Raw genomic sequence first — 12,980 nt, forward strand, 5'->3', positions numbered from 1 at the left:
TCATCTTGTTAACAAAATAATGCAGAAATGATAACAATTGCACAATACACTAAATGCATAGTCACCTGGTTTGATATTAGTCACATTTCCTATCGGTCAATAAAACAGCAGATCACGACGCCAAAATTGCGCTTTTAAACAATAACGACAACGTGAGACACCTTTACTCACTGAGTCAGCCAGTGCAGGGCACTTAAGATGGGATGAAGAAGAAGTAACAGAACAGGAAGACACCGTTCGTTGAGTTTTTGATTAACGCTGCACGATCTGCCCGGCAGTCTAGCGATGTAGTGACCGAGTCATATAACACATAAGCAGTACCCGAGCTGGATCTTCAGTTTCGGCATCTGAATACTGGCTTTTCTAACCTTTGCACTTTGGCTTGCGATTTCAACCCAGGTCTTGCCTCTTGGTTAATCAAAGACATCCCGCATATCAATGATCGTTGAATTGTTACTTACTACGGTTGGTATACCTAAAATGATCAAGGTTTCCCGGTACGCTCAGCATTCACAATGTTTAGCTCACTGAGTGCTCAGGTGTTTTTGCAGATGCTCAACGAAGATTGTGATTTTTTTAGCCAAATGTTTTCGCCCGGCATAGAAAGCATAAAGAACCAGAGGCTCAGGTTCAGCGTCTAGCTCTATGATCTGCAATGTGCCTGCGTTAATTTCATCGGTACACGATTCCTCAGGCAATATCGCGAAGCCAAGACCTGCCAGCGCACCAAACTTTGCCATGTTGCCACTGTTTACTTTAAATGACGATTTCACACTCTGCGTAAGCAACTGACCGTTTGAATGCCTGAATACCCAGGGGGAACCATTTAGCGCCGTTAAACTACTGATACAAGGCAAGTGGTTCAAATCGGCCAGTTTATGAGGACGGCCATGCTGTCTGATCAAGTCCGGTGCAGCGACCACTGTGCTTCGCAACCTGACTATCTCTTTCGCGACCCAGCTACTATCGGTAATTTTTCCACGGTGATAGCTCAGGATCAGATCGAATCCATCCAGTAAACTCTCTTTAGGGCTCAGGCTGGTTTCACAAGATAGCGATATTGCAGGATGCTCTGCACAAAAAGCCACAACTGCCTTTGCAAGTACCGGGATATCTGGCATCAGGATTCTGAGTTGACCCGTTACCGTTTGAGAGTACTGATTGACGTCTTCAAGCGCATCATTCAGCGCCGCTAACAAGACCCGCGTCGTAGAGTAAAGCTGCTCACCCGCCTCGGTTGGGGTCATACGACGCGTCGTTCTTTCCAGTAACCGGGTATTGAGCTTCTCCTCCAGTAAAGCGACATGACGGCTGACATTTGATGTTGGTAAACTAAGCTGCTCTGCTGCCTTTTTAAAGCTGTTGTACTCATAAACACAGTGAAAACTTTTCAACCACTGCTGCTCGATCTGCTCAATCATTTATTATCCCGAAATACTGGATTATCAAACCAATAAATCGCACTTTATTACTCAATTCGGGTTAATACAATAAGATCTTTCATAGGAATTTACTCCTCAAGACCAGAAAGGCTTAACAATGCTCACTTCATTTTTTTCATCACGTCGCATGTCTGATTGCAGTCTCTATATCTGCTTTATGATTCATTTTCTGGTTGCACTGGATGCATTAGTCATTGTGCCTTTCAGCTCGATAATGGCACTGGCAGCGAGTGTTCCAGCTTCACAGTCTGGCTATCTGACGTCTGTTTACGCTATTGCCGCAGCACTTACTTGCCTGATGATAAAAGGCTCACAGGATATGACTCGTGAAAGAAAAAGAATCCTTTTCTATCTTGCTGGTATAGCTATTACAACGCTCATTACCTCAATGCTGGATGACTTTGCTCTTTTGCTGTTGGCTCGGATATTTACGGGAGTTTTTGGCGGAGCATTAGCTGTTGTAAACCTGAATTATTTAATATTGATGTCTGATGAAAAGAAAAAAAAGAAAAACACGGCAATTCTAATCAGTGCATTTCCGTTAGCGCTCGCTCTTGGTGTACCTGGCCTCATCATGGTGTCCTCAGGAACTCACTGGCAGTTTGGCTTTCAGCTATTAGGAATGGCTTTCATATTGTCAGCCTTCTTGTTTTTATTCGTTCATTTAACCTCTCCCAAATCGTTGCCGACCCCAGGATATACAAGAGTTACTAAGCAAAATACGCCAATTAGCTCACTCCGAAATCACAAGATATTACTTTTCTCTGCTGTGCTGATTTTCACCGCCATTTTGAGCACTTTTGTCGTATCAACCCAATACCCTGTCATGCTAACGATAAACCTCGATATACCTGAAAAGCTTCTGAGCCTTTGTTACACAATAAGCGGGCTGGGTTCTTTTGTATTAATACAATATTACGCAAGAGCAAGAATGAGTGATATTACAGTTAGCAAGTTAATAGGGCGGCTTTCATTAGTTATGGCGATCGCTGTAGCATTGGGCTTTCATACAGAAAATGTAAATCTTGCCGCACTGGCCTTTGTCATTTTTATCATTGTCAGCTCTGCTCGCACTCTTATCTTAATTACCGAATTAATCAGCGCTCTCACGCCACAAGATCGTGTGATTATCATCGGTCTGCAAAACTCGCTGCAACACTTTGCGGTTGGTCTGGGCGGCGCCTTAGGTAGCCTGTTTGTTACCTCGCAAGCGGATTTATCGGTAGATTTTTCAGCAATGACCTATGTGGCAATCGCCTTAATTGCCTGCACGCCTGTGCTATGGAAAGGCAAGTCATTGATTAGCTTTGATAAGGTCAATCAGACGGGATGAGCCGTGTGCTATCTGAGAATAACCGGCTCTAAAAAATCGCCGGTAGAGACATAACCACAATTAACCCAGGCAGTGGCTGTCAGTTCAGCCACTCTCAAAATCACCCGCCTTTTTGATGCAAATATGAAATTCATATTTGCGCAACACATTGCTTATTTGCACCTATACTCCTTCCAGACTCTCGCTTAAAGCGTACGACAGGACGTCATCTAACCAGACAGGAGTTCAGGATGCTGCGCACTCTGCTACAACGTTTATTGACCTTTGCCATGCTGTTCTCTGCTTCAGCTCAGGCAACAAACGTGCTGCTTCCGCCATTGAATGCACAAGCCAATCAAACCTCGATTTCTGGTCTGTCGTCCGGTGGTTTCATGGCGGCGCAATTTCATGTGGCATTTGCTGAATCACTGGTCGGGGCGGGGATTGTTGCGGGTGGTCCCTGGAACTGCGCGGGCAATAATCCCTTTGTGAACCCACTAATCAACGCGACGACAACTTGCATGAACCCCTGCGCAAATAGCCTGAGTGGCTGTTCGTCAACCCTGTTTCCCAACAGCGGATACTTAGCGGAGCTGGCGAAAGTAACAGCCAGCAACGGCCGGATAGACGATACTGAGCACCTCAGAAACGATCAGGTTTACCTTTTTTCAGGCCGGCTGGATGAAACAGTCGTCACAGGTGTGGTCGATTCCGCCGTGACCTTTTACCAGAAACTGGGAGTGCCTGAAGCGCAGATCCGCTATAACAACAGCGTTGATGCCGGCCATGCCTTTATCACCAGCGATCCGGCAGATACCCCCTGCGATCTCACACAAGCTCCTTATATCAATAACTGTGACATCCCGCAGGCAATGCGAATTCTGGCGCACATTTACGGCCCGCTGAATCCTCCCGCTGCAGCGCCCGGCGGTGACTTAATGGCCTTCGATCAAAGTGAATTTATCAGTAGCCCGCACACCAGTATGGACGACACGGCGTATGTCTACATTCCCACCAGCTGCCGCTCGGCATCCTGCAAAGTGCATGTTGCTGTCCACGGTTGCCGCCAGGGCATTGCCGCTATCGGCACGACTTACATAAAAGAAACCGGCTACCTGAACGTTGCCGATACCAACGAGATCATTGTGCTGTTCCCGCAGGTGAAAAAGTCTGAGTTCATCCCCTACAACCCCCGCGGCTGCTGGGATTTCTGGGGTTACAGTACTTTAAGCCAGCCGCCCTACAACTATTACACCAAAGACGCCCCGCAGATGAAGGCAATAAAGGGAATGATAGATCGTTTGGTCAGTGCAGGATAATCAGTCCAGTGCGAGAAATGCCGTATCAATCCTATTTCCCTGCTACTGGTCAAAAACAATAAGGGCGAATAAGCAGAGCATTCGTTCAAATTCTTCTGCAGCAGACGCCTTCTTTCTAATGCTGCTTTTAACTGCCAATATTTCAATTAGTTACAGTGAATACGTCGCGAGAGTCACGATTTTAACCTCCCATCGCCCCGCAGAACGCAATGCAACAAGACACTTATTATTTCTCGCCATAAAATAATCTCAGATAATGTCAGGACGGCCAATGCCCCCGTCACGTGGCCAATTGCTGCAAGCACAGAAAACATAAATCAGGACAAATACATGCAACGTCAACTCCCTTTATTAACACCGATTCGCGGTATTGCCGCGCTCATCGTCACCTACTTTCATGCGCGTTTAATTCTGTTTCCGCAATGGAGAGACAGTATTGCGGAATCCACACATTTTCTTGAAAACGGCTATCTCTGGGTGGACATTTTTTTCATCTTGAGTGGTTTTGTCATGATGTATGTTTATCAATCCACTTTCGCCACAGGCAGTAGCTTGAAAAAGTGGCGAGGATTTATGTGGTTGCGTTTCAGTCGTATCTACCCTCTGTTCTTTGTCACCCTGGCTGCACTCTTTATCTGGGAATATTACAAATCTATTCACCAAATCGGCTTTTATGCCGGCCCGTTATTTGATGCCTGGGGTGCAACAGGAATTCCACCTTTTTCCGGCCCGTTTAACCGAACCGAAACCCTGGTACCAAACCTGTTTCTGGTAAATGGTATCCTTTCCCAGCCTTTAAGCTGGAACATTGCCGGATGGTCGCTGAGTATTGAATGGCTGTGCTATCTGGTCTTTCCATTGCTCATGTCAGTGCTCTTGCGGCCAGCAAAGAGTAATGCCTGGCTGCCAGTCCTGATTATGATGGTACTTGGCGGTATGGTTAGCATGCATGGAACATTAGATATCACTTCAACACTGAATGCATTTGTCCGAGGCATTTGTGGCTTCACATTAGGCATGTGGTTATCCCGAATCTCATTCAGTCCCAGAATGAAAAGCTGGGTGAATCATGACGGGTTACTGATTGCGCTCATCATTGCTTTAATCTCAGTGCTTCAGTTCAGCATCAGTTACACAGTCACTATGACAACTTATGTGCTGTTTGCACTTTTGGTACTCGTCGCGGCCAATCAGCAGAATCGTTCTTCGTTGTTACTCGGTTTACTCGATAACAAAGTCACGCAATTTCTGGGCGATATCTCTTATTCCATCTATCTGTGGCACTCAGTATTACTGCTGGCCGGTGTGGAGATTCTCCACCATATCAATCCTGACTGGACGGCATGGTGGTATGCGCAAACATCTGCGACAACCGTGCTGACAGGTATTTTTATCTTTACCGCTGTACTAATTATTGTGTCTGTATGCAGTTACTACTTGTTCGAACGTCCATTGATGAAATGGATGCGGGGAATGGGAGGCAAACGCACTACGCCAGAGGTGTCAAAAGCATAACCGCTGAATACAATCACAGTGGCTGAGATTCAGCCACTGACAAACTGGCAGATTAGAACCAACCAGCCATACTGTATGCAATCAGTACAGCTGTGTTAGCCTTTGGCTGTACGCTCCGCAACACGACACTGGACTTCTTGAAAGCAGTAGGAAAATTATATGACGGCATATCTTACGAATAGTAATCCCCTCAAGTTATTACTCTGTGGCTTATCGCTGATGCTCTCTGCCGCCGCAGCTGCCGATGATATTCGCACTGAACGCGTTCAATTTCAGAAAGGCACTAACGGCGCGGTGATCGAAGGGAGTATAAAAGGCTATGAAGTCGTTGACTACGTGTTGAATGCCAAAGAAGGCCAGCAGATGAACGTTAGCATGGCAACAAAGAACACTGCTACCTATTTCAATATTCTTGCACCGGGTGAAAACGACGCTGCCATGTTCAACGGCTCAGTCAGTGAGAACCAGTATGAAGGCAAACTGCCTGCATCTGGTGACTACAAGGTCCGGGTTTATATGATGCGCTCTGCCGCACGCCGGAACGAAGTCGCTGACTATAGGTTAGAAATGATGATCAACAGCGGAAAGTAATTCCTGCTTCACGGGATTAGGCCGTATAAGTGTACTCAAGCGCCTAATTCCCGTAGCCCTCTCCCTCCAACCTTTCGCAGTGTGTTCATCGGGGTTGCCACCAACAACGCGATAAACCTGAGCCGAAACACGCACCTAAGTAAGGCATTGTGCCGGATATCCAGTATTAAGAAATGACCCAATTAATGCGAAGGAGGCATCGAATCAAATACAATCAAACGGCAGATAGCCTCAGCGTACGAACCAATAAGTCATGAAGGTAACCCACAGCCGGAGAGCCTTTTGATTTTTTACTCCGGTATACGGATACTTCCATAGGTTCTAACGGCCCCAGGCCCTGTTCTTCTCCGAGTATTTCAAGGTGAGGAGGCACACTGCACTGAGTGAACACCGCTATGGCGAGTCCACTTTCCACCGCGGCAATCTGGCCCGCCAGACTCGAACTGTTATACACCACTTTGTAAGGTTTGCCTTGCAAAGCAAGGGAGTGTATTGCACTTCTTCTGGCAAGACTGGCACTTTCATAGACAGCAATCGGCAGTGTTTCCCGACGCCAGATTTCAAACTGAGACGCGCCCACCCACACCATAGGTTCATGGAAAAGAAGCGTACCCCGGCTTGGGTTATCTCTGGAGACTAAGGCCAAATCCAGATCATTATTCTCTACCCTGGGGATAAGCGAGGTGGACTGCTCGCAGTTTAATTCAATCTCTACGCCACCGAACCGGGGCGCAAAATTGCGCAGCACAGGCGTGAGATATTTTGCTGCGTAATCATCCGGTACCCCTAATTTGACTTGGCCTACCAGCTCTTCACCATGGAACGCGGCTTGCGCTTCAGAATGTAAGTCAAGAATTCGTCTGGCATATCCCAACAGCATCTGACCTTCGGCTGTCAGCTCACTGTGCCGGCTTCCTCTGACGAGCAATTTCCGTCCGACGGCATTTTCTAACTTTTTCAGCTGCATGCTCACCGCAGATTGCGAACGGTGAACGGATGTTGTTGCATTCGATAAAGAACCGGCATCAACGACGGCCACAAAGCTCTTTAACCAATCTATCTGTAAGTCCTGATAACTCATTTATTCGATTTTCGAATGGATGATTTTTGAATTATGCGCTTTTCGATTTTCCCATTCCAGTTTATTGTTTCAACATTCTCAGATTATTCAAAGTGATGGTTTTTAATGCACACGCAGGAATTGAAGCTTGAATTGAATGCAATACAACAAGGCTTTGTCAGCTTAGTTCCAATCTCGTTGTTCGTATTAGTCTTCGGTGCCGCTTTTGGTTTAGCCGCGTCTCAGGAAGGATTACATGAAGCCGCCGCCGTATTGATGAGCGCACTGGTGTTTGCAGGGGCTTCGCAGTTCGGGGCTTTAGATCTTTGGGGAACCCAGGTGCCTGTGCTCCCATTAGCTATTACAGTCTTTGCCATTAATGCCCGGCACTTGCTCATCGGGGCAACCTTGTATCCTCATATTCGTTCCCTGAATCCGGCCACACGCTATGGCGTCATGCTGGTGGCATCCGATGCGAACTGGGCGCTGTCGATGCGGGCCTTTGCGCAAAATGAAACGTCCAAAGGACTCGGTTTACTGTTCGGTGGCGGGATCGCCCTTTGGTTTTTCTGGATTATTGGTACCTGGATCGGTTTTTATTTCGGCAATGCCATACAAAATCCATCCGCCTTTGGAGCCGACATGGTGATGGGGTGTTTCCTGCTTACCATGGCGCTGGGAGGCAGCAAAAACAATAAGACTTACGTGATATGGGCTGCGGCGGCCACATCATCGATTGCCGCGTATCTGTATCTGCCTGAAAACAGTCATGTGATTGTTGGTGCATTCACAGGCGGCATTATGGGTGTTTTACTGGGAGGAGAGAACAATGAGCATTGATACCTCTGAAATGGGTACACTGCTGCTCGTCATCATTATGGCGGTGGTTACAATAGCAACCCGCTGGGGAGGTGTCTTCATCATGTCGTACATTCCCATCAGCAATCGTGTTCAACAGTTTATCTCGGCGATGTCAGGTTCTGTGCTCGTTGCAATCATAGCGCCCATGTTCATCAAGGGAGATACGGGCGCTCAAGCAGCACTGCTGGTGACAGCAGTAGGTACCCTAGTACTGAAAAAACCGCTGCTCTCTATTACTGCCGGCATAGCGACGGCAGCACTCATGAGAAATATATAGACAGTTCAGAGGGTCCTGAGTGCCATCAGCACTCAGGGCCGGTTTAGCCTGCCTCATACCCCATCACCCACTCGCCTTCGCCTGTGTGCTCATCAACATTACCGCCGATGACGCGAAAGCCCTGTGAGAGATAAAACCGATAACTGATGTCATTGCGTTTGTAGACATTCAACGACAACGATTCACGCCGTTTTTTAGCATGGCTGAGCAGTGCTTTGCCTATGCCTTTGCCCTGCACATCGGGTTTGACGAAAATGGCCGCCAACTGATTTTCGTACAGGGCATAGAAGCCCTTCACTGTATCTTTTTCAACCCAGACATAGACTTCTGAAGCCGGCAGGTACATGCTGCGCATGTTGTCGACCTGAGATTGCCAGTAATTTGGTGAAATGAAGTCGTGTGCTTTAAGTGAAGCATTAAGCCAGATATCCAGTACCGGCTCCATGTCTGTGTCTGTAAATGCTCTAATCATTGTGTCTTCGTGTTGTTTGCGTTAACAGGAGTATCACAGCTAACACGGTAGCCTTGCCAGATCACAGATCTCAGAATGAAGGAAATAAATCTTTATACGTCGCAAAATTCCGCATCGGCACTCCATCTTGTAACTGAATCCACAACGGCTTTAACCCGCTTTCGTTAAAATCCCGATCCCATGTTGAAGTAAAAAGCGCTTGCTTCGTCGCTGAAGGCAATGTCAATGCCGGTATGCAGACCGTACCGGCGGGCAATCAGGTAGCGAAAGCCCTACCATCAATGCATATCAGAATAAAAGACCACAAGTTTTACAGAGCCAAATTATACGTTAGTACACATGCTCTGGCCTCATTTATAGAAATGATATTCACGTAAATGAAATCACATACTTATATCTCTGCATCACACATCAAAGTAAAAAAATAGTCGTATTAATAAGTCAACAAACATCACAACGAACATATTATTAATTCTTAAAATGCGATGAACAACTCAATTTAAGTCAGATGAGTAGTAAATTTTGCAAGAAAAGTTCACAGAAAGGAAGCTAAGTCCATTGTTTTCAATATGCATCTATGAGAATAATGATTTCTCGAAATCGTTCGGGATCAGCTAAAGGAATCATTATGAAAAAGTTAGATGAAAAGAAAATTTTTTCACTAAAAAAGAAAAGTACACCATGTTTAAAAAACGTAAGTAACTGAATCAATTATGCCGCACATAGTGCGGCTTTTGGCTCATGACATTCAATTATAGAAATCAGTATCTAAATGAATATAGTCAATTTTTTATTATCAAGTGCAATGAGCTTGCTTGCCTTCAGGAGTTTTAGCATTATATTTGTCTGGTCAATCGCTACGATGGAAGGTGACAATAACAGCATTGTTTTAGGTAGTATAATTGCATTGATGTGGATAATAAATTTAGTTACCCTTCCACTATCCGGAGATCTTCTTGATCGAAATAAAAAGAAAAAAATACTCGTTGTAAGTGCCATATTTTCTGTTGTTTTCATTAATTTTTACTATATGCTTTTCTACCATTTGCAAGTGTCTTATTTCTATCTGGCTCTCGCTGCGTCTATTCTCGCCACAACAAATTCAATTGTTACAAGCAGTATCAATAGTACAATTCCATTCTTAACTAGCAAAGAACATTACACAAAATATATAGGGATTGCGGCTTCATTAAATTCAGTACAAGCGATTGTAGGTGCAATCCTGGGTGGCGGAGGTGTTGCTTTCTTAGGCTCACAGCTGTCTATCATCGTTGTGTCTGTTTTTTATACCATATCACTGACTCTTCTGCTATTTGTGAGAATAAGAGATGAAAAACCAGACAGCTCTCTTCATCAAAACTTTATTAAACGGGCAAGCGTTGGATTTAAAATACTATTTCAATTGAAAAATGAAAAAATAACTTGTTATATTGCCATGGTCACTAACTTTATATTAACCCCTATGATGGTAGTCATTCTACCTCTATATGTGGCTAATAATTATAATAACATTGCTCCTTTAGCTTACTTTGAGATTTCATTTGCGATTGGCATGGGAATTGGCGCTCTCATTCTGTCCAAAGTTGATTTTAACACTTATACCAGACTTAAACCTGCAATAGCAGGGAATATGATGATTGGTTTTGGAATAATAATATTTTCAACCTTTGAACTCATTCATTTAAAATTATTATCAATGATGCTATCAGGCTTTGGTCTATCGTTGATTGTTATCGCAACCAACAGTGTAAGGTCATTTGCCGTACCTGACCACTTTAGAGCGCGATTAGAAAGTGCTATTTTCTTCCTGTGCGTCATTACCATTCCAATAGGAAGTCAAACTTTTGGATATTTGATACAAACATTCGGTAATGACATCATCAACCCATTACTACTAATAATGGGCGTAATCGTATCTTTTAGTTCATTAGCATTTTTTCTATCTAGTCACACGAAAAAGATGCTTCTTAAATCTAATGCCCAACTAGACCAAATTTACATGAAAGAATACCCGAAAGCATTTGAAGGATAGAGCATGAACATTTCTGATTTAAACTGGGCAACACCAAATTCAAGCCAAAGCATTGCGATTAAGTTTATAAACCTCAAAGAAATACTAGAAAGTTTTAACCATATTATTGACATCTGTGATTATGAATAAAATATAGGAAGCCATCCAAAAAAACACAAAACTTGGCCAGAAGTTATTAAGTGACTGTGTCCAGCTTGTCGATAATTGTAAATCAACAATTTAATCGCCCATAAATCGCTAATTGCACTCGCTTTCGTTAAAATCCCGATCCCATGTTGAAGTAAAAAGCGCTTTCTTCGTCGCTGAAGGCAATGTCAATGCCGGTATGCAGACCGTACCGGCGGGCAATCAGGTAGCGAAAGCCTGTGCCATAAGCGGTTTCACTGTGTTCATATAAATCGTGGCTTTCGCTGGCAGCTGAGCCAGTGCCGATAAAGCCTGAAAGCGTCCAGCGGGGATCGATACGCCACATCAGCTGTGTCTGAACCGCACTGACATAATCATCCTGATATCGATAGGCCGAAATACCACGCAATTTTACATATGGTTTCACCAATGGCGGCAGACTTTGATCATCAGAACGCATTGACTGGTAATCACCGGCAAAAGCCAAAATCAATTGTTTGGATAGTGGGAAGAAAACCTGGCCATCTAAAGCAAACGTATCGTAATCGTAATCACTGCCAATGCCATCACGAAAGAACATATACTCGGCAGTCACCTGATAGCCATCTGTCGGGAAGAAAAAGTTGTCTCGGGTGTCATACTCAGCAACGAATCCCACACCGGATGAGGTCGTACTCTTTCCTAATACACGCTGAAAAATCTTATCCACCACCTGATTGGACGCACTCACCTCCGTACGCGTCCAGAACTGAGAAAACCCCAGCAATAGCGGTGTATCCTGAACACGGAACTGGAGTTTCTGAATCACCCCGTAACCTTCCGTCTGCGTTTCAAAACCCAGCGCCTGACTGGCGGGAAGCCGGCCACCGAAATCGTCGTAAATATCCATCACGACATCCCCATAGCCAATCCCGCCCAGATAACGAATATGGTCTTTATTCCAGGTTCTGCGATGCCCTAAGGCAGCAAACCAGGTGCCATTTTCCGTCGCTGCGCCACCTGCTACAGTGATCGCAGGAGGGATAAGCCTTGCGCCACCATCGAGTGATTCAAGAGCCAGCTTACGGCGTGCTTCTTTTTCAGCGTCAGTTTCATGCAGAAACAAGCCAAATATACCACCGCCACCACCTAATGCCGGCTCGGTAATAATCACAGGAACCGGAAGAAAGCCGTAAGCGTTTTCAGCCAGATATTCCCCCATGTCAAACATGCCGTCGATAGGATCTGTCATGGATATCCCATAAGACGCTGAAGAAAATATTGCCATTGAACCCAGAACGCTAGCTCTTAGAATGCGATACATTGAGGTCATCTTCCTTAATTAATGCTCTGACATATTGTCATTACCCGCTGAAATTAAATCACACTAATTTGTGTGACCAAATCTCACGGCGGTAGATATCTGTCCCGCGCAGGCTGCCATCCTTACCAACACGCTGCCAGCCCCAGCGGCGGTAGTACCGTAACGCCCTTTCGTTAGTGCGACTGACGGTTAAAAGCATAGCCTGACAGCCTGCCTGATGTAGCATGTCTGCCATGAACTGCTGTGCGGCATCAGCCACCCCGGAGCCACGGTATTCGGGAATAAGATAAATCAGATGGATGTAACCCGTTTCGGCTTCATCAGAAAAACACTTAAATTCTAACTGGCCAATAATCTGGTCATTATCCCAGATATGAATGTAATACCATCTTGGGTCCACCAGCCGGGCACGCATTCTTTCTTCATAGCCGTGAATAAAGGGCGCAAAGCCGTTGTCAGACTGAAACGTACACACGAAGGCATCGCGTCGGAAAGCCATGCAAAGGGCAAAATGTTCATCAACATTGACAGGACGAAATTCAGGTTTCACGTGACCTCTCAGGCGGTGCAATTGCGTCAGTTCAGATGCCGGCTAGCCACACTATAGCGAATAATCCGCGCAAACGGTGATTCAGAAGACTTAAAACCGGCAATTTATGCCTGCCCTGAC

13 protein-coding genes are annotated in these 12,980 nt (G+C 45.3%); 8 read left to right on the plus strand and 5 right to left on the minus strand.

Features of this window, described 5'->3' with window-relative positions:
- Nucleotides 1-524: 524 nt before the first annotated feature.
- Nucleotides 525-1,421, minus strand: coding sequence for a LysR family transcriptional regulator (locus L6J37_RS14735; protein WP_192017813.1), 897 nt, complete (start codon nt 1,419-1,421; stop codon nt 525-527).
- A gap of 118 nt (nt 1,422-1,539) precedes the next feature.
- On the opposite strand from L6J37_RS14735, the gene L6J37_RS14740 reads away from it, so the two are divergent.
- The 4 genes from L6J37_RS14740 (at nt 1,540) to L6J37_RS14755 (ending at nt 6,179) form a co-directional block, all read left to right on the plus strand.
- Nucleotides 1,540-2,775, plus strand: a complete 1,236-nt coding sequence (locus L6J37_RS14740) for an MFS transporter (RefSeq protein WP_218386095.1) — start codon at nt 1,540-1,542, stop codon at nt 2,773-2,775.
- A gap of 230 nt (nt 2,776-3,005) precedes the next feature.
- Nucleotides 3,006-4,073, plus strand: a complete 1,068-nt coding sequence (locus tag L6J37_RS14745; protein ID WP_218386098.1) for an extracellular catalytic domain type 2 short-chain-length polyhydroxyalkanoate depolymerase — start codon at nt 3,006-3,008, stop codon at nt 4,071-4,073.
- Nucleotides 4,074-4,403: 330 nt separating this feature from the next.
- Complete coding sequence (locus tag L6J37_RS14750; RefSeq protein ID WP_218386101.1) at nt 4,404-5,588, plus strand: acyltransferase family protein; 1,185 nt, start codon at nt 4,404-4,406, stop codon at nt 5,586-5,588.
- A gap of 159 nt (nt 5,589-5,747) precedes the next feature.
- On the plus strand, nt 5,748-6,179 hold the full coding sequence (locus L6J37_RS14755; protein ID WP_218386105.1) for a hypothetical protein: 432 nt from the start codon (nt 5,748-5,750) through the stop codon (nt 6,177-6,179).
- Between the two features lie 214 nt (nt 6,180-6,393).
- On the opposite strand, the gene L6J37_RS14760 is transcribed toward L6J37_RS14755, so the two are convergent.
- Entirely contained in the window at nt 6,394-7,260 is an 867-nt protein-coding gene (locus L6J37_RS14760; RefSeq protein WP_237795660.1) for a LysR family transcriptional regulator, read from the minus strand.
- Nucleotides 7,261-7,365: 105 nt separating this feature from the next.
- Here L6J37_RS14760 and L6J37_RS14765 point away from each other — a divergent pair, with 105 nt between their 5' ends.
- Complete coding sequence (locus tag L6J37_RS14765; protein ID WP_237795662.1) at nt 7,366-8,079, plus strand: AzlC family ABC transporter permease; 714 nt, start codon at nt 7,366-7,368, stop codon at nt 8,077-8,079.
- The gene (locus tag L6J37_RS14770) at nt 8,069-8,377 is read left to right on the plus strand and encodes an AzlD family protein (protein ID WP_237795665.1); all 309 of its coding nucleotides are present in this window, start codon (nt 8,069-8,071) and stop codon (nt 8,375-8,377) included. The genes L6J37_RS14765 and L6J37_RS14770 overlap by 11 nt, the downstream gene beginning before the upstream one ends.
- Before the next feature lie 43 nt (nt 8,378-8,420).
- Here L6J37_RS14770 and L6J37_RS14775 read toward each other — a convergent pair whose 3' ends face one another.
- Nucleotides 8,421-8,849 carry an N-acetyltransferase gene (locus L6J37_RS14775; RefSeq protein ID WP_237795667.1) on the minus strand — a complete coding sequence of 143 codons (429 nt, stop codon included), beginning with the start codon at nt 8,847-8,849 and terminating at the stop codon, nt 8,421-8,423.
- A 772-nt stretch (nt 8,850-9,621) separates the two neighbouring features.
- On the opposite strand from L6J37_RS14775, the gene L6J37_RS14780 reads away from it, so the two are divergent.
- Entirely contained in the window at nt 9,622-10,881 is a 1,260-nt protein-coding gene (locus tag L6J37_RS14780) for an MFS transporter (RefSeq protein WP_237795669.1), read from the plus strand.
- A gap of 3 nt (nt 10,882-10,884) precedes the next feature.
- Nucleotides 10,885-11,010 (plus strand): hypothetical protein, encoded by a 126-nt coding sequence (locus L6J37_RS21360; RefSeq protein WP_269093514.1) that lies wholly within the window; start codon nt 10,885-10,887, stop codon nt 11,008-11,010.
- Between the two features lie 127 nt (nt 11,011-11,137).
- Here the strand turns inward: L6J37_RS21360 and L6J37_RS14785 are convergent, their stop codons facing one another.
- Nucleotides 11,138-12,238 (minus strand): BamA/TamA family outer membrane protein, encoded by a 1,101-nt coding sequence (locus L6J37_RS14785; protein ID WP_225445385.1) that lies wholly within the window; start codon nt 12,236-12,238, stop codon nt 11,138-11,140.
- Nucleotides 12,239-12,368: 130 nt separating this feature from the next.
- A complete protein-coding gene (locus tag L6J37_RS14790; RefSeq protein WP_237795672.1) occupies nt 12,369-12,860 on the minus strand; it encodes a GNAT family N-acetyltransferase in 492 nt (163 codons plus the stop codon).
- Nucleotides 12,861-12,980 lie beyond the last annotated feature (120 nt).

The organism is Photobacterium sp. WH77 (assembly GCF_022014395.1).
Lineage (GTDB): Bacteria > Pseudomonadota > Gammaproteobacteria > Enterobacterales > Vibrionaceae > Photobacterium > Photobacterium arenosum.